Source organism: Nisaea acidiphila (genome assembly GCF_024662015.1).
In the GTDB taxonomy this organism is placed as follows: domain Bacteria; phylum Pseudomonadota; class Alphaproteobacteria; order Thalassobaculales; family Thalassobaculaceae; genus Nisaea; species Nisaea acidiphila.
Genome location: NZ_CP102480.1, coordinates 2,313,131 through 2,331,520, shown reverse-complemented (window position 1 = coordinate 2,331,520; position 18,390 = coordinate 2,313,131). Strand labels below are relative to the sequence as shown.

General features: G+C 64.0%; 11 protein-coding genes. 3 read left to right on the top strand and 8 right to left on the bottom strand.

Annotated elements, in window-relative coordinates; translation table 11 throughout:
• Window position 1: 1 nt before the first annotated feature.
• The 7 genes from phoU to NUH88_RS10650 form a co-directional block, all read right to left on the bottom strand.
• The gene (gene phoU, locus NUH88_RS10680; protein WP_257772051.1) at window positions 2-715 is read right to left on the bottom strand and encodes a phosphate signaling complex protein PhoU; all 714 of its coding nucleotides are present in this window, start codon (window positions 713-715) and stop codon (window positions 2-4) included.
• A 26-nt stretch (window positions 716-741) separates the two neighbouring features.
• Window positions 742-1,533 (bottom strand): phosphate ABC transporter ATP-binding protein PstB, encoded by a 792-nt coding sequence (gene pstB / locus NUH88_RS10675; protein WP_257772049.1) that lies wholly within the window; start codon window positions 1,531-1,533, stop codon window positions 742-744.
• A gap of 25 nt (window positions 1,534-1,558) precedes the next feature.
• Complete coding sequence (pstA, locus tag NUH88_RS10670; RefSeq protein WP_257772047.1) at window positions 1,559-2,872, bottom strand: phosphate ABC transporter permease PstA; 1,314 nt, start codon at window positions 2,870-2,872, stop codon at window positions 1,559-1,561.
• A complete protein-coding gene (pstC, locus tag NUH88_RS10665; protein WP_257772046.1) occupies window positions 2,865-4,247 on the bottom strand; it encodes a phosphate ABC transporter permease subunit PstC in 1,383 nt (460 codons plus the stop codon). Before pstC ends, pstA begins: the two co-directional genes overlap by 8 nt.
• Window positions 4,248-4,379: 132 nt before the next feature.
• On the bottom strand, window positions 4,380-5,420 hold the full coding sequence (locus NUH88_RS10660) for a PstS family phosphate ABC transporter substrate-binding protein (RefSeq protein ID WP_257772045.1): 1,041 nt from the start codon (window positions 5,418-5,420) through the stop codon (window positions 4,380-4,382).
• A 120-nt stretch (window positions 5,421-5,540) separates the two neighbouring features.
• Entirely contained in the window at window positions 5,541-7,037 is a 1,497-nt protein-coding gene (locus tag NUH88_RS10655; RefSeq protein ID WP_257772043.1) for an ATP-binding protein, read from the bottom strand.
• Between the two features lie 204 nt (window positions 7,038-7,241).
• On the bottom strand, window positions 7,242-9,506 hold the full coding sequence (locus NUH88_RS10650) for an NADP-dependent malic enzyme (protein ID WP_257772041.1): 2,265 nt from the start codon (window positions 9,504-9,506) through the stop codon (window positions 7,242-7,244).
• 253 nt (window positions 9,507-9,759) lie between these two features.
• On the opposite strand from NUH88_RS10650, the gene mutS reads away from it, so the two are divergent.
• Entirely contained in the window at window positions 9,760-12,483 is a 2,724-nt protein-coding gene (gene mutS, locus NUH88_RS10645; protein ID WP_372743558.1) for a DNA mismatch repair protein MutS, read from the top strand.
• Here mutS and NUH88_RS10640 read toward each other — a convergent pair.
• A complete protein-coding gene (locus tag NUH88_RS10640; protein ID WP_257772039.1) occupies window positions 12,480-13,673 on the bottom strand; it encodes an NAD(P)/FAD-dependent oxidoreductase in 1,194 nt (397 codons plus the stop codon). The two genes, mutS and NUH88_RS10640, sit on opposite strands and share 4 nt — an antisense overlap.
• A gap of 163 nt (window positions 13,674-13,836) precedes the next feature.
• Here NUH88_RS10640 and NUH88_RS10635 point away from each other — a divergent pair, with 163 nt between their 5' ends.
• Both NUH88_RS10635 and murJ read left to right on the top strand, forming a co-directional pair.
• A complete protein-coding gene (locus tag NUH88_RS10635; protein WP_257772038.1) occupies window positions 13,837-16,662 on the top strand; it encodes a [protein-PII] uridylyltransferase in 2,826 nt (941 codons plus the stop codon).
• 82 nt (window positions 16,663-16,744) lie between these two features.
• Window positions 16,745-18,310 carry a murein biosynthesis integral membrane protein MurJ gene (gene murJ, locus NUH88_RS10630; protein WP_257772037.1) on the top strand — a complete coding sequence of 522 codons (1,566 nt, stop codon included), beginning with the start codon at window positions 16,745-16,747 and terminating at the stop codon, window positions 18,308-18,310.
• Window positions 18,311-18,390: the final 80 nt, after the last annotated feature.

Sequence of the window (18,390 nt, the reverse complement as noted above, 5' to 3'; positions counted from 1 at the left end):
ATTACTCAGGCATCTCAACGATATAGCTGGCGTCCTCGCCTTTCGGGCGGTCCGCTTCCATCTTTGTGCCCTTGACCTGGAAATGTACGGTTTCGGCGATGTTGGTCGCGTGATCGCCCATGCGTTCCAGGTTCTTGGCAATGAACAGAAGGTGAGTCGATGCCGTGATGTTGCGCGGGTCCTCCATCATGTAGGTGAGGAGTTCGCGGAAGAGGCTGGTATAGAGCTCGTCGATATCCTCGTCCCGGTGCCAGGCGGCGACGGCGAGTTCGAGATTGTCGTCCGCGTAGGCGTCCAGAACGTCCTTGATGAGCGACTGGACAAGGGCGCCGATGCGCACGATGCCGTTGGCCGGCGGGATCTCAGGCAGACCGCTCAGCACGATCGCGCGCTTGCCGATATTCGCAGCGTAATCGCCGATTCGTTCGAGATCGCTGACGATCTTGAGACTTGCCACCACGGTCCTGAGATCGCCGCCGAGAGGTTGGCGCAACGCGAGCAAGCGCAGGCTCATCGCTTCGATCTCCGCCTCGAGGGCATCGATCTGGTCGTCCGACGTCTTGACGCGCTGGGCGAGGGTCTGATCCCGGCGATTGACCGCGCGCACCGCCGATTCGCACTGCGCTTCCACAAGCCCGCCCATCTGGGCGATCTTTGCTTTCAGGGCTTCGAGATCCTCATCGAAAGAGCGGACGATGTGGTCGTTTACTGGCATGGGCAAATTTTCTTTGTCGGTTCCGATCAGCCGAACCGTCCGGTGATGTAACCCTGGGTCCGGGAGTCGGTCGGGTTGGTGAAGATCTGCTCGGTGTCGCCGACCTCGACCAGCTCGCCGAGATGGAAGAAGGCGGTGCGCTGGGACACGCGCGCGGCCTGCTGCATCGAGTGGGTGACGATCACGATGGTGAAGTTCTCGCGCAGCTCGTCGATCAGTTCCTCGATCTTCGCGGTCGCGATCGGGTCGAGCGCCGAGCAGGGCTCGTCCATCAGGATCACTTCCGGATTGACCGCGATCGCGCGGGCGATGCAGAGACGCTGCTGCTGGCCGCCGGATAGTCCGGTGCCGGGCTCCTGCAGGCGGTCCTTCACTTCCTCGAACAGGCCGGCCTTGGTCAGGCTGGTTTCGACGATCTCGTCGATCTCCGCCTTGCTCGAGGCCGTGCCGTGAATGCGCGGACCGTAGGCGATGTTGTCGTAGATCGATTTCGGGAACGGATTCGGTTTCTGGAACACCATGCCGACCCGGGCGCGCAGCTGCACCGGATCGAGTCCGCTATCGTAGATGTCCTCGTCGTCGAGCGTGATCTTGCCTTCGACGCGGCAGATATCGATCACATCGTTCATCCGGTTCAGGCAGCGCAGGAACGTCGACTTGCCGCAGCCCGAGGGGCCGATCAGCGCCGTCACCTCGTTCGGCTTGATCTCCAGATCGACATCCTGCAGCGCCTGCTTTTCGCCGTAGAACACCTTGACCTTGTCGCCCTTCATCTTGGGCGTGGCGCTTGCGGCAGAGGATCCGCTCTTCTTGCTCATCTTTGACTTCTCGCTCATCGGGTTCTTACCAGCGCCGTTCGAACTTCTTGCGGAGCAAGACGGCCACGAAATTCATGAAAATCAGGAAGGCCAGCAGCACCATGATCGCGGCCGAGGTCCGCTCCACGAAGGCGCGCTCCGGGCTGTCGGCCCAGAGATAGATCTGCACCGGGAGCACGGTCGCCGGATCGGTGAAGCCGCCGGGAACGTCGACGATGAAGGCGATCATGCCGATCATCAGCAGCGGCGCCGTTTCGCCGAGGGCCTGGGCCATGCCGATAATGGTTCCGGTCAGGATGCCGGGCATCGCCAGCGGCAGCACGTGATGGGTCACGACCTGTAGCGGCGATGCGCCGAGACCCAACGCCGCCTCTCGGATCGACGGCGGCACCGCTTTCAGGGCCGAACGCGCGGCGATAATGATGGTCGGCAGTGTCATCAGCGCCAGCACCATGCCGCCGACCAGCGGGGCCGAGCGCGGGAAGCCGAAGAAGTTGAGGAACATCGCGAGACCGAGCAGGCCGAAGACGATGGAGGGAACTGCGGCGAGGTTGTTGATGTTGACCTCGATCAGGTCGGTCCATTTGTTCTTCGGCGCGAACTCCTCGAGATAGACCGCGGCCATTACGCCCACCGGGAAAGAGAGCAACAGGGTGATCAGAAGGGTGAGGGCAGAACCGGTGACCGCACCGAGAATGCCCGCTTCCTCAGGTTCGCGGCTGTCCGCTTTCAGGAAGAAGTCCGTATTGAAGCTGCTCTTGACCTTGCCGGCATTGTCCAGCTTGTCGTACCAGGCGAGCTCCATGTCAGTGACCCGGCGGTCGGACTCAGGGACAGTCCGGTCGACATAGCCCTTGGTCAGCATGTCGATGTCGTCGGAAGCCTTGATCCAGAGATCCTGCGTGGTGCCGACCAGAGACGGGTTCTCGATAAGCATGGAGCGCAGATCGAAGCCGGCATTCGGAGAGATGAAGTTGTAGAGCTTGCGCTTGTCCTTCCGGCCGGTGACTTCGGGGAAGTTGTCGCGCAGGTTTTTCTTCATCAGCCCGCCGTAATCGGCGGTCCGGAGCTGTTCCGGGTCTCCGGTGCCAGCCGGATCGAGATATTCCGGATCGAAATGGATGCTGAGCTGCACATAGGTCTGCAGGAAGGCACTCCAGCCGGTGCCGGCAATGCTGCCGACGAGGAATATCAGCATCAGGCCGGCGGCGAAGATGCTGCAGAGGCCGTACAGCCGGAAACGGCGCTCGGCGGCATACCGTTTCCTCAATCGCTCTTCCGAGGCCACGGGGCGCCGGACCTCGGTGCTCGGCTTCGAATTCATGATCGCGTCAGTCATATTTTTCCCGATATTTCCGGACCACCCGGAGGGCGATCACGTTCAGGCCGAGGGTAACGAAGAACAGCACCAGACCGAGCGCGAAGGCCGCCAGGGTCTTGGCCGAGTCGAATTCCTGGTCGCCGACCAGAAGGGTGACGATCTGCACGGTGACGGTGGTAACCGCCTCAAGCGGGTTCGCGGTCAGGTTCGCGGCGAGGCCGGCTGCCATGACCACGATCATGGTTTCGCCGATCGCGCGGGAGATCGCGAGCAGGAAAGCACCGACAATGCCCGGAAGCGCCGCCGGAATGATCACGTTCCGGATCGTCTCGGACTTGGTTGCGCCGAGCCCGTAGGAACCATCGCGCAACGATTGCGGCACGGAATTGATCACGTCGTCGGAGAGCGAGGAGACGAAGGGAATGATCATGATGCCCATGACCACACCCGCCGCCAACGCGCTCTCGGAAGCGACGTCCAGTCCGATAGATTCGCCCCAGCCGCGGATCAGCGGCGCGACCGTCAGGGCGGCGAAGAAGCCGTAGACGACGGTCGGGATCCCCGCGAGCACTTCCAGCATCGGCTTGGCGAAGGCGCGGAATTTCGGATTGGCGTATTCGGCCATGTAGATCGCCGAGAGCAGACCGATCGGACCGGCGACGAGCATGGCGATCAGGGTGATCAGCATGGTACCGGCGAAGAGCGGGACGGCGCCGAAGCTGCCGGACGCGCCGACCTGCTCGGCTCGGATCGCGGTCTGCGGGCTCCAATGGATGCCGAACAGGAACTCGAAGAACGGGACCCGGGCGAAGAATCGCAGGCTCTCGAAGATCAGCGAAAGCACGATGCCGACCGTCGTCAGGATCGCGATCATGGAGCAGATGATCAGCAGGGCGCGAATGATGCCCTCGACCGCGTTGCGGGCGCGGAAAGTGCTGCTGACCTGCGAGCGGGACCACGCGAGACCGCCCAGCGCGACGCAGACGACGGCCGCGACCATGGACCAGAAGCCGATCGACTGCAGGGCGACGTAGCGGTCAGTCGCGGCCTGGATCGCGGGGCTTGCCTCCCGGCTCACAGCGTTGCCGCTCGAAAGATTGTGGATGTCTGTCAGGAGCAGGGAATACTCGTCCGGATTCGTCGGCATGATCGACGGATCAAGTCCGGACATCACCATGTTGTCGACGATCTGCGGCTGGATGATCAGCCAGAGGGCCAGCAGGAGGATCGCCGGCAGACCGCAGCCGAGCGCGACGAACATGCCGTAGTAGCTGGGCAGCGAGTGAAGGATGCGCACATCGCCGGCGGCGGCGATGACGGATCGGGCACGGCCGACCGCATACCCGGCCACCGAGAGGCCGATGACAACCAGAATAAGGAAAAAGCTGTTCATAGTGCCCCGCCGGCGGAGGTTTCTGACGGCCCAATGGAAATGGCGGGCCTGGTGTGCCTGTCTTTATGAATCCGAACGCGCGGATTCATAAAGACAGGGGAGAGGCGGCAAGCCGCCTCTCCCACAACCTGATTACATGGTCAGGTTGGTCTTGTTGGCAGCAGCCGAGCGATACTTCTCGCGGTCGGCGGCCGGCAGCGGGATCAGACCCTTGTCGGTCAGATAGCCTTCGTCGCCGATCGCCTTCTCGGCGGTGAATTCGGCAACATATTCCTCAATGCCCGGAACCACGCCGATATGCGCGGTCTTCACGTAGAAGTACAGCGAGCGGGAGATACCGTATTCCCCGGCAGCGATGTTGTCGAAGGTCGGCTGCACGCCGGCAACCGAAGCACCTTTGATCTTGTCGCTGTTCTGGTCGAGGAAGCTGAAGCCGAAGATGCCCATGGCGTTCGGGTTGGCCTGCAGCTTCTGGACGATCAGGTTGTCGTTTTCACCGGCCTCGATGAACTTGCCGTCTTCCCGCATGGAGTCGGAAATCTTGCGGAAGCCTTTCTTGTCGGCCTTGCGCATGTCGGCGAGCATCTTGAAGGACTTCGCGCCCGGGCGCATGGCCAGCTCGACAAAGGCGTCGCGGGTGCCGGAGGTCGGCGGCGGGCCGAGAACTTCGATCGGCTGGTTCGGCAGGGACTTATCGATGTCGGACCAGTTGTTGTACGGGTTCTTCACGATCTTGCCGTCAACCGGAACTTCAGCGGCGAGCGCGAGGAAGAGCTGCTGCTTGGTCACGTTGAACGAGGCAGCGCCCTTGTCGTTGCCGATGACGATGCCGTCGAAGCCGATCTTGACTTCGACCACGTCGGCGACGCCGTTCTTCGCGCAGGTCTCGACTTCGGATTTCTTGATCCGGCGGGACGCGTTGGTGATGTCCGGATGCTGGACGCCAACACCGGCGCAGAACAGCTTCAGGCCACCGCCGGAACCGGTGCTTTCGACGACCGGCGTCTTGAAGCCGCTGGTCTTGCCGAAAGTTTCAGCAACGGTCGTGGAGAACGGGAAAACGGTAGAGGATCCGACGATACGGATCTGGTCGCGGGCTTCCGCGGCCGCGGCAACAGCGACGACGCCGGCGAGGGCGAGCGGGATTGCCTTGAGAATGGAATTCCTAAGCACGATTTTGCCTCCGGGACATAGGAGTGTGATCGAACGGACCAGATGGGTCACCCATCGGGTCGCCCCGTTTCCTACGCCGCTCCCGAGACCCTATTACTACGAAAATGTGAAGCTTTTGTTTCAGCCGACGGCGAAATGTTGCGGCTTTATGACATCCCCGGCCTTGCACGGCAGGAAGACCGTGAATGTGCTGCCTTCGCCGACCTTGCTTTCGATCGAAAGGGCTCCGCGGTGGCGGCTGACGATGTGCTTCACGATCGCCAGCCCAAGCCCGGTCCCGCCGAGTTCGCGCGACCTGGCGGTGTCGACACGGTAGAACCGCTCGGTCAGGCGGGGAATATGCTCGCGCGGAATCCCATCGCCCTGATCGCTGACGCTGATCGCCGCGACATCCTCCGCCGCAAGCGAGACGGATGCCGGCAGGTCGGCCGCCACGCGGGCGCTGATCGTCACCGTGCTCTGATCCCGTCCGTATTTGACCGCATTCTCCACCAGATTCTGCAGAACCTGCGAAATCTCGTCGCTGTTCGCAACCAGCGGGGGAAGGTTCGGATCGATGTCGACGGCGATGCGGATACCGCGCCGGGCGGAGCCGAGCTCGGTCGCGGCCGCGATGTGCTCGACGAGCGGACGCAATTCGACCTCATGATCGGGCGCGGTATGTTCCGCAGCCTCGATGCGCGACAGCGACAGGAGATCCGTCACCAGACGTGTCATCCGGCTGGTCTGCTGCTCCATGATCTCGAGGAAACGCTCATGCGCCTCGATATCCTCCCGGGCTGGACCGCGCAGGGTTTCGATGAAACCGTGCAGGGTGGCCAGCGGGGTGCGCAGTTCGTGGCTGACATTGGCGACGAAATCGACCCGCATGCTTTCGATCCGGCGGATCTCCGTCAGGTCGCGGAAGATCACCAGGGCGGAGCGTTGTTCGTCCTGCTCGCCGGGCAGCGCTTCGATCCGCACATTGAAGATCCGGTTCACCGGATCCGAGATGGAGATCTCGACGGTGCGGAAGCCACCTTCGGACAGCACGGCATTGCCGGCCTCGAGAAGGGCCGGATCGCGGGCTACCTGCGACAGTTCGCGGCCCATGATGCGCCCGCCGAACTGATCGCGGGCCGCCCGGTTCATGCTTTGCACCCGGCCTTTCTGGTTCAGGAAGATCAGCGGGTCGGGAATGTTGTCGATGATCGAGACATGGCGTTCGTTCAAGGCCTGCAGCTGTCCGCGCCGGTCGGAGATCCCGCGGAACAGCCGCGTCAGGGCGGAGGCGAGTTCCGCCGTTTCCCCGATGCCGTCGGCGATATTGGAAAGTACGTCCCCGGTCTTTGAGGCCCGTTCCGGCTCGTTCGAGCCGGCGCGCCGCTGGATGTGGCGTTTGATCGCGTCGAGCAGGCTGTAATGCCGCCGCACGATCGCCATAGAGATCAGCAGCGAGAGACACCAGGCTCCCGCCGCATGCACAGGCTCGACCGCATCGAACCCGGTGATGACCGCGAGCGCGATCGCAGCCGGCAGGGAGACGACCAGCCCGCCGCGAAACACATCCCAGAGCGGCAGGGCCGCTGGGCTGTCGTTGGTGGGTCCGGAATCCCTATTGGTCGGCTGATCGCTCATCGTCTCGTCGGTCTAAGGGCGATGTCGTGCGCTCACTGACTGCGCGGCACGTTTGACCGCGATCACTAGCGCCCGGAGTATGACGGTTTCTATCATAACCCCGACAAAACACCGACATCAGCCCCTAAACCGTCGAAAAGCCGAAAGATCGCTCCGTTTCAGGCTCGAAATCTTCCGATCCGCCGAACCAATCGCCGGATTGGTCTAGTCGCTGAGCGCATCGTGCGCCGCGATGGCGGCGGCGTTCACCAGATCGGTGACCGTCGCGCTCATCTGCACGATCTGAACCGGCTTCGCGAGACCGACCAGGACCGGACCGATGATCGCCGCTCCGCCGATCGACTGCAGCATCTTGTAGGTGATGTTGGCCGAATGCAGCGCCGGCATGACCAGCACGTTTGCCGGACCGGTGAGTCTGGAGAACGGATAGTTCCGCTTCATCAGATCGTGGTCGAGGGCGATATCGGCCGACATTTCGCCGTCATACTCGAAATCGACGCCGCGTGCGTCGAGTAGCTTGACGGCCTCGCGGATGCGGACCGCCTTCTCCCGCGGCGGATAGCCGAAATTGGAGAAGGAAAGCAAGGCGACGCGGGGCGTATGTCCGAACGCCCTGGCCTGCTCGGCGGTCTGGATTGCGATATCGGCCAGTTCCTCCGCACTCGGCAGTTCATTCACGTTGGTGTCGGCGATGAAGATGGTGCGGCCGCGCGCGACCGCGATCGAATAGGTCATCAGTTGCTGACCGGGCTTCGGATCGAGCACGCGGGTGACATATTCGTGGGTCACGCCGAAATTCCGCGTCAGCCCGGTCACCATCGCCTCTGCATGTCCTGAGGCGACCATGCAGGCACCGAAGACATTGCGGTCCTGGTTCACCATGCGCTGGCAGTCGCGGTGGATATGGCCTTTGCGCTGCAGCCGCTTGTAGAGCATCTCGGTATAGGCGGCGTTGTGCTCCGAGAGCCGGGCATTGTGGATCTCGAGGGTCTCCGCCCCTTTGACCCCGAGCTCTGCGACCTTCTCCTTGATCACCTCTTCCCGGCCGATCAGCACCGGCGTGCCGTAACCGCCGTTTCGGAAGGCGACGGCGGCGCGGATCACGCGCTCTTCCTCGCCCTCGGCGAAAACGACCCGGCGCGGATTGGCGCGGATCCGGTCGAAGATGACCTGCAGGCTGGAGGAGGTCGGATCCAGGCGCGCGCCGAGCTCGGCGCGGTAGGCATCCATATCCGCGATCGGCTTGCGGGCGACGCCGCTATCCATTGCGGCCTGAGCGACGGCGGAGGAGACCTTGACGATCAGACGCGGATCGAAAGGCGCGGGGATCAGGTAACCCTCGCCGTAATGCAGGGTCTTGCCGTAGGCCTTGCCGACCTCGTCCGGCACGTCCTCGCGCGCGAGCTCGGCCAAAGCGTTGGCGGCGGCGATCTTCATCTCGTCGTTGATCTCGCTCGCGCGCACGTCCAGTGCGCCACGGAAGATATAAGGGAAGCCGAGAACGTTGTTCACCTGGTTCGGATAGTCCGACCGGCCGGTGGCGACGATGGCGTCCGAGCGGACCGCCGCGACGTCTTCCGGGGTGATCTCCGGGTCCGGATTGGCCATGGCGAAGATGATCGGCCGGTCGGCCATGGATTTCACCATTTCCTGGGTCATCGCGCCCTTGGCGGAGAGGCCGCAGAAAATATCCGCGCCTTTCACGGCTTCCTCGAGCGTCCGCAGCGGGGTGTCGACGGCGTGCTTCGACTTCCACTGGTTCATGCCGTCCTGGCGGCCTTCGTAGATCACGCCGCGGCTGTCGCACAAGATGACGTTCTCGTCCTTCATGCCCATGCTTTTCAGCAGTTCGACGCAGGCGATGGCGGCGGAGCCGGCGCCGTTCACCACCATCTTGGCGGTTTCGAGAGACCGTCCGGTCAGATCCAGCGCGTTGATCATCCCTGCCGAGGTGATGATCGCGGTGCCGTGCTGGTCGTCATGGAAGACCGGGATATCGAGCAGTTCCTTCAGGCGCTGTTCGATGATGAAGCAGTCCGGCGCCTTGATGTCTTCCAGATTGATCCCGCCGAAGGTCTTTCCGAGGAAGCGCACGCAATTGACGAATTCGTCGACATCCTTGGTGTTCACCTCGAGATCGAATCCGTCGACATCGGCGAAGCGCTTGAACAGGACCGACTTGCCTTCCATCACGGGCTTCGCGGCCTGGGCGCCGATATCGCCGAGGCCGAGCACCGCGGTTCCGTTCGAGATCACCGCGACGATGTTGCCTTTGGCGGTATATTCGTAGGCCTTGCTCTCGTCCTTCTCGATGGCGAGGCACGGATAGGCGACACCCGGCGAATAGGCGAGGGCGAGCTCGCGCTGGGTCGTCAGATTCTTGGTCGCCGCGATTTCCAGCTTGCCCGGGCGTCCTGAGGCGTGAAATTCCAACGCTTCGGTTTCAAGCATGCGCTTTGCATCGTCCATGACGCTTCGTCTCCCTCGAATTTTATCGTTGGCGCCCGTGTGCCTTGGGCCGTCCGTGCCAGTTCGATAAACAGAATGAAATAGGATTAGCTCACGATAGGCGGGGCGTGCGGCAGGGGCAATTTCATATCTCGGAACGACGCATGTGCGAGCCTGCGACAGGTCCGGTTCGCGGCATTGGCGGCAGGCGCCGCCATCATGTTAAGGTCGCCGCCATTTTCGACGTCCCATTGACCCGAGCGACATCCCGGCCGTGAACACGATTTCCCCTTCCGACAGCGAACCCGCCGCCGCGCCGGCCTCTACACGTGACCGGGCTGCCGCGACGCCGATGTTCCAGCAATATTTCGAGGTCAAGGACAAGCATCCGGACGCCCTTCTGTTCTACCGCATGGGCGATTTCTACGAACTCTTCTTTGAGGATGCCGAGGCGGCGGCCGCCGCGCTGGATATTACGCTCACGAAACGAGGTCAGCATGGCGGCGAGCCGATCCCGATGTGCGGTGTGCCGCATCACTCGGCCGAAGGCTATCTCGCGCGTCTGATCCGCAAGGGCTTCCGGGTCGCGATCTGCGAGCAGACCGAGGACCCGGCGGAAGCGAAGAAGCGCGGTTCCAAGTCCGTGGTGCGCCGGGAGGTGGTCCGTGTGGTGACACCCGGTACGATCACCGAGGACGCGCTGCTCGACGCCCGCAGCAACAATTATCTGGCGGCACTGGCCCGGACGCAGGACAGTTTCGGCATTGCCTGGATCGATGTCTCCACCGGCGATTTCCATACTCAGCCGGCAAGTGCGCCTGGCCTCGGTGCGGCTCTGGCGCGGATCGGTCCGAGCGAGCTGCTTTTCCCGGACATGCTGCTGGAACCGGAGAGCGGTTTTTCGGCTCTCTTGCAGGAATGGCAGGGCGCCGACGTGCCGCAGCCCGCAAGCCGCTTCGATAGCGAAAACGGGCGACGGCGCCTTGAGACGCTCTTTGAGGTCTCGTCGCTCGAGGGGTTCGGCGAATTCGAGCGCGCCGAACTCGCCGCCGCCGGTGCGCTGGTCGACTATCTGGAGCTGACCCAGATCTCCAGCATGCCGCGGCTACTGCCGCCGCGCCGCTGGCAGGCAGGCGGTCTCGTCGAGATCGACGCCTCGACCCGCCGGAATCTCGAGATCCTGAGAACGCTGGGCGGCGAGAAGCGCGGTTCCTTGCTGAGCGTGCTCGACCGCACGGTCACGGGGGCCGGCGGGCGGCTGCTCGCCCAGCGGCTCTCGGCGCCGGTCACGGATGTCGCGGAGATCGGGCGGAGGCTGGATGCGGTGGCGCATTTCCGCGAGGGCGAGCGCCTGCGCGGCGAGATCCGCGACACCCTTAAGGCCCTGCCGGACGTGGAGCGGGCGCTGTCCCGCCTGGCGCTCGGGCGCGGCGGACCGCGCGATCTGGCGGCGATCCGCGACGGGCTCGCCGGGACCGGGCCGCTCCGCGATCAGCTCGCCCGGGCCGACGCGATGGCGAGCGGTCTGACCGGCGATGCCGGGGGTGCGCCCGAGGAAGCGAAGGTGATCTTCGAGGAACTCGGCTATCACGGCCCCCTGACGGACAAGCTCGACCGGGCGCTGGCGCCGGAGCTGCCCTTGCTGGCCCGCGACGGCGGCTTCATCGCGCCGGAATTCGCTCCGGAACTGGACCGACTCCGCACATTGCGCGACGAGAGCAGACGCCTGATCGCGGGCCTGCAAGCCCGTTACGCGAGCGAAACGGGCGTGTCCGCCTTGAAGATCAAGCACAACAACGTGCTCGGCTATTTCATTGAGGTGACGGCGGCTCACGGCGAAAAGCTGCTCGGCCGCGAGGATTTCATCCACCGCCAGACCATGGCGAACGCGGTGCGCTTCACCACGGTGGAGCTGGGCGAGCTGGAGCGCGATCTCTCGCAGGCCGCGGACAAGGCCGTCGCCCTGGAGCAGGCGCTTTTTCAGGAGCTTGTCGATGCGGTGCTCGCGGAGGCTGACGCGGTTGCGCTGGCGGCGCAGGCCCTGGCGCGGCTCGACGTTCTGACCGCGCTCGCGGAGCTTGCCGCCGAGCGGCGCTATTGCCGTCCCGAGGTGGACGCCTCGCGCGCCTTCGAGATCCGGGCCGGGCGGCACCCGGTGGTCGAGGCGCTCAATCCCGGCGAGGGCGGCTTTGTGCCGAACGATTGCGTCTTGCAGGACCCGGAGCGGCTCTGGCTCATCACCGGCCCGAACATGGCTGGTAAAAGTACCTTCCTGCGCCAGAACGCGCTGATCGCGCTGATGGCTCAGGCCGGCTCTTTCGTGCCGGCGGAGAGCGCGCATATCGGTGTCGTCGACCGGCTCTTCAGCCGTGTCGGGGCGGCCGACGATCTCGCCCGCGGCCGCTCGACCTTCATGGTCGAGATGGTGGAGACGGCGACGATCCTGAACCAGGCGACCGACCGGTCTCTGGTCATTCTCGACGAGATCGGGCGCGGCACGGCGACCTTCGACGGGCTCTCGATCGCCTGGGCGACGGTGGAGCATCTGCATGAGGTGAGCCGGGCACGGGCGCTGTTCGCGACCCATTACCACGAGCTGACCGGTCTCGAATCGAAGCTCTCCAGCCTCGCCTGCCACACCATGCGGATCCGGGAATGGAACGACGACGTGGTGTTCCTGCACGAGGTCGTCTCCGGCGCCGCCGACCGCTCATACGGCATCCACGTCGCCAAGCTGGCCGGCCTGCCGCCCGCCGTTGTGGCACGGGCCGAGGATGTGCTGGAGCGGCTGGAGAAGGGCAAGGTCTCCAGCAATGCCGCAAATCTGGCCGAGGATCTGCCGCTTTTCCAGGCCGTCGCGCCCGCCCCGGCGGCTGCGGCCCCTGCGGAAAGCGCCGTCGAGGCGCGGCTCGACGAGGTCCGTCCCGACGATCTGACGCCGCGCGAGGCGCTCGACCTGATCTACGAGCTCCGGGCGCTCAAGGAGCGGCGCGACTAGACGATATTGCGCTCCAAAACGAGCGCATCGGTCTCGAAACGCTCGAAACAGAAGCGGGAGAGGTCGATCGTCCGGAAAGCGCCGGAGGTGATCAGCTCGGCCAGCGCCCGGCCGACCGCCGGCGCCTGCTGCAGGCCGTGGCCGGAAAAGCCGTTGGCGAAGTAGAAATTAGCGATTTCCGGGTGATTGCCGACGATGCCGTTCTGATCGATCGTATTGTAATCGTAATGACCGGCCCAGGCCCCGGTGAGCTTAATCGCCTCGAAGGCCGGAACGCGGTGCGCCAAGGTCGGCCAGATCACCTCTTCGAACCAGTGATAATCGACTTCGAGGTCGGACGTCTCGCCGTCCGGGTCCCGGTCTGAAGGCGGGGAGACGCCGCAGATATAGCCGCCGCTTTCGGGGCGGACATAGACGCCCGACGGGTCGATCAGGAGGGGGACGGCAGGGTCCAGCGGTTCGCGGCAATCGAAGACGAAGACATTGCGTTTGCGCGGCACGACCGGCAGCAAGATCCCGGCCATGGCGGCGACGCGGCCCGCATTCGGGCCAGCCGCATTGACGACCGTCCCGGCGGAAATGCGCCTTCCGTCCGCCAGCAGGACTGCATCCAGCCGTTTACCGTCTGTCTCGAAACCGGTCACCTCGGCTTCGATATAGGTGACCCCGAGGCTGCGGGCCTTGCGCCGGAAGGCCTGCATCAGCGTGTTCGGATCCAGCCAGCCCTCGCCGCACAGGCCGTAGGCGGCTCCGGCGATCCCGTCGAGGTGCAGCCAGGGAAACCGTTCCGAAGTGGCAACTTTATCGAGCAGGGCGATTTCGGCGCCGAGGCGGGACTGGTCGGCATGATTCTGCTTCAGGACATCGAGGCCGGACGGACCGGCGAGAAAAAGATAGCCCCCCTCGACGAAGCCCGGGTCCGGACAGTCTCCCTCGACCGAGAGGTAATCCGCGAGATGGGTCACGAAATGGTGCCCGAAAAGCCCGATCTCGATGTTTTCCGGGTTGGAGAATTGTTGGCGGATACCGCCGGCGGAGCGCGGGGTCGAGGCGGTTTCGTATGTCGAGTCGCGCTCGATCACCGTGATGCTGTCCGGACCGCCGGGCGCGGTCGCGAGGAAATAGGCGATGGCGCTGCCGATCACGCCGCCGCCGACGATGACGACATCGCTGGCGAGTTTTTCTGCCAAGGACGGACTCTCCGGGAAAGGATCAGAGTCGAATGGATTTATGCTTCGTTCTTATCTCCGCATCGAAGCGCGGTCTAGTCGCCATGTTGCAGCGCCGAACATGGCGCCCCCGGGAAATATGCACTAAGGTCCGGCGAGGCAGTTTGCGAGGTATGACAAGTCTATGGCCGCCGACAATCTGATGCCGGAAAGCGCGCCGGGAACGGAAATTCCCCTGGCCGCGCCGCCCAAGGTCAAGGGTCGCAAGAAGATCGTCGATCCCGCGGCGCTGGAAGAGACCGTCGACACTCTCTGGCAGGAAACCGACGGGCCGGACGCGTTCCGAACCGAATTGCTGAAGCTCCTGCGCCATACCATCGATGACGGCCGCGCCGAGATCGAGCGCCGCTTTCTGGAAAGCAACGACGGCGCGGAGGCGGTGCGCGCCAACGCCTATCTGATGGATGTGGTCGTTACCTCGGTGGCGGACACCGCGACGCAGAAGATCTACCGGAATGCCAATCCCTCCCAGGGTGAACAGATCTGTGTCGCCGCAGTCGGCGGATACGGCCGCGGAGAGATGGCGCCCTTCTCGGACCTCGATCTGCTGTTTCTGCTGCCCTACAAGCAGACGCCCTATAGCGAGCAGGTGGTGGAGTATATGCTCTATCTGCTCTGGGACCTGCGCCTGAAGGTCGGCCATGCGACGCGCTCGGTGGACGAGTGCATCCGCCAGGCCAAGGCCGACATGACGATCCGTACCTCATTGCTGGAAATCCGCTATCTCTGGGGCGCCGAGACGCTTTATGCGGATCTCCGGGAGCGGTTCCGCAAGGATGTCGAGACCGGGACCGAGACGGAATTCGTCGAGGCCAAGCTCGCCGAAGCGGACGAACGGCACGAGCGCCTGGGTGACAGCCGTTATTTCATCGAGCCGAACATCAAGGACGGGAAGGGCGGGCTGCGCGATCTGCACCGGCTATTCTGGATCGGCAAATACGTCTACAAGGTCGACAAGGTCGCGGGCCTGGTCGAGCGCGGCGTCCTGACGGCGGCGGAGGCACGCAAGTTCGCCAAGGCCCAGAAGATGCTCTGGACCATCCGTTGCCACCTGCATTACCTGACCGGCCGCGCCGAGGAGCGCCTGACCGTCGATCTGCAGACCGAGATGGCCAAACGCATGGGCTATACCAACCGCGCCGGAGCGGTCGCGGTCGAGCGCTTCATGAAGCACTATTACCTGGTCTCCAAGGATGTCGGGGATCTGACGCGGATCTTCTGCGCCAATATCGAGGCCGAGAACCGCCGCAAGCCGCGGCTCCGGCTGTCCTGGGGTTTCCAGAGAAAACAGGATCTCGGCGACTTCCAGGTCGACGGCGACCGGCTGAACGTGGTCGACGATGAGGTGTTCTCGCGCGATCCGGTGAACCTGTTGCGGTTCTTTCATACCGCGCAGAAGAACGATCTTGAGCTGCATCCGCATGCGCTGCGCCTGGTGACACAGAACCTGAAGCGGATCGACAAGGATCTTCGGAAGAACGAGGAGGCGAACCGTCTTTTCGTCGAGATGCTGGAGGCGCCGCAGGGGCCGGAACGGATCTTCCGGCGGATGAACGAGGCCCAGGTTCTCGGCAGGTTCGTGCCAGACTTCGGCCGTGTCGTCGCGCAGATGCAGTACGACATGTACCATGTCTACACGGTGGACGAGCATACCATCGTGATGCTCGGGATTCTGCATAGGATCGAGAAGGGCGAGCTTGCCAAGGATGTGCCGATCGCGAGCGAGGTGGTGCACAAGGTCCTCTCGCGCCGCGCGCTCTATGTCGCGGTTTTCCTGCACGACATCGCCAAAGGCAGGGGTGGCGACCATTCGCGGCTCGGTGAGCGCGTCGCCCGACGGCTTTGCCCCAGATTCGGTCTCAGCGAGGAAGAGACCGAGACCGTGGCGTGGCTGGTCCGCTGGCACCTGCTGATGAGCTATGCCGCCTTCAAGCGCGACGTGAACGATCCGAAGACGGTGGAGGATTTCTCCGCCATCGTGCGCTCGCCGGAGCGGCTCCGCCTGTTGCTGGTGCTCACGGTCTGCGATATCCGGGCGGTCGGCCCCAATGTCTGGAACGGTTGGAAGGCGGCCTTGCTGCGTGAGCTTTATTGGGCCTCCCAGGAGACGCTGACCGGCCAGGGCGAGGAAGCGGGCCGCAAGGGCCGGATCGAGAAAGCCAAGAAAGCCCTCCACGACGCGCTCACCGGCTGGCCGGAAGAGGAGATCGAGCGGCATCTGACGCTCGGATATGCGGATTACTGGCTTGCCTACGACCTCGACACTCACGTGCGTCATGCCCGACTGGTGCGCGAGGCCGAGACCGAGGGCAGGGAACTCGCTATCGAGAGCCGGGTCGATGCCGCGCGCGAAGTCACTGAGATCATCGTCTATACCTCTGACCATCCGGGGTTGTTCTCGCGTATCACCGGCGCGATGGCCATTTCCGGCGCGAATATCGTCGATGCCCGCATCGGGACCTTCAGCAACGGTATGGCTCTGGACGTCTTCTGGATTCAGGACGAGGACCGCAAGGCATTCGACCGGCCGGACAAGCTGGCGAAACTGACCGTCGCGATCGAAAAGGCGTTGACCGGCCGGGTGAACCTGCTTTCCGAGCTGGTCAAGCGGCGCAGGAGCATCGAGCGGCGCGCCCGGGTGATGAAGATCCCGACCCGCGTGCTGATCGACAACAAAGCCAGCGTGACCCACACCGTCATCGAGGTGAACGCGACCGACCGTCCGGGCGTGCTCTACCGCATCGCGCGGGCGCTCCGTGAGATCAAGATCCAGATCTTTTCCGCCAAGATCTCGACTTATGGGGAGAGCTTCGTCGACGTCTTTTACGTGAAGGATCTGTTCGGGCTGAAAATCGATTCCGAAACCCGGATCCAGGAAATCCGCGATGCCTTGCTGACCGCGCTGGCCGACGATGCGGCGCCGCCGCGCTCGGATAGCGGCGACTCTTGATCCGCCGAACATTGTCCTGCCTTTATCCCGCCCCGGTTCCGATGCAGTCTGCCGCCTTCGCTGTCACAAAGCCGAAAGTGCCATGTCCCTGATCCGCGCCGCCGCCACCGTCGGCAGTTTCACTATGGTCAGCCGGGTCACGGGCTTCCTGCGCGACGTGCTGATCGCCGCGATCCTGGGCGCCGGGCCGGTCGCGGACGCCTTTTTCGTCGCTTTCAAGCTGCCGAACTTCTTCCGCCGTCTGACCGCCGAGGGGTCCTTCACCGTTGCCTTCGTACCGCTCTTCGCGGGGGCGCTGGAAGCCGACGGGAAAGCCGAGGCGAAGAAGTTCGCCGAAGAGGCGTTGGCCATGATGTGCGCGGTGCTGGCGGCGCTGACGCTGGCCATGGAACTGACCATGCCCTGGGTCATGCATGTGCTCGCACCGGGTTTCGTTGCGACACCGGAACGCTTTGACACCGCCGTCGAGCTGACCCGCATCACCTTCCCCTATCTGCCGCTGATCTCCATCGTCGCGCTTTATGGCGGGGTGCTGAACAGCCTCGACCGCTTCGCCGCGATGGCGGCGGCACCGATCCTGCTGAACCTGATCCTGATCGGCGCCATGGTCGGTTTCGGGGACCGGCTGGAAACGCCGGGCCATGTGCTCGCCTGGGGCGTGGCGGCGGCGGGACTCGCCCAGCTGCTCTGGATGATCGGAGCCTCCTCGCGGGCGGGTTTCTCTCTGAGTCTCAGAATGCCGAGACTGACCCCGGGCGTACGCAGGCTGTTCGGGCTGATGCTGCCGGCGATGCTCGGCGCGGGGGTGGTGCAGATCAACCTGCTGATTGACATGGTGCTGGCCTCGACCCTGCCGCTCGGCTCGATCTCCTTCCTCTATTACGCCGACCGGGTGAACCAGCTGCCTCTCGGCGTGATCGGCGTCGCCATCGGCACCGCGCTGCTGCCGATGCTCTCGCGCCAATGGCGCGGCGGAAACGCGGCGGGGGCGCTGGAGACGCAGAACCGGGCGCTTGAATTCGGCGCCCTGCTGACGGTGCCGGCCGCGGTCGGGCTTGCCGTTCTGGCGGATCCGATCGTCACCGTGCTGTTCGAGCGCGGCGCCTTCACGGCCGCGGACGGGACGGCGACCTCGGCGGCGATGGTCGCCTTCGCCGCGGGCCTGCCGGCCTTCGTGCTGGTCAAGGTGCTGCAGCCCGGCTTCTTCGCCCGCGAGGATACGAAGACACCGGTGAAAGTCGCGGCGGGAGCGGTGCTGCTGAACCTCGCGCTTAACCTTATCCTGATGCAGTTCCTCGCCCATGTCGGCCTGGCGCTGGCGACCGCCATTGCCTCCTGGGCCAATGGTATCGCGCTGGCCTGGTTGCTGCGCCGCGACGGCGTGTTCCGGTTGGACGAGCGTTCCCGCAAGCGGTTGCCGAGAATTGTCGCCTCGGCGCTGCTCATGGGCGCGGTGCTTGCCGGGACCCTCTTGCTGCTTGTTCGCGCTGAACTGGAGCCGTTCGGGCGGGGATCGCTGCTCGGGGCGGCGGCATTGCTTGGCTTCATTCTATTGGCTCTTGCCGTCTATTTCGGTGCGGCGACCCTCCTCGGTGCCTTTCGCCCGGCAGAGTTGAAGGCGTCTCTCAGACGCGCCGACGCGAGCTGAGCCAGTCCGGCCTTGACCCTTGGCCAGCGGCCCGCAATAAATCAGGCCCTTTTTCGCATCAGTCTTATGGATCGCGTGAC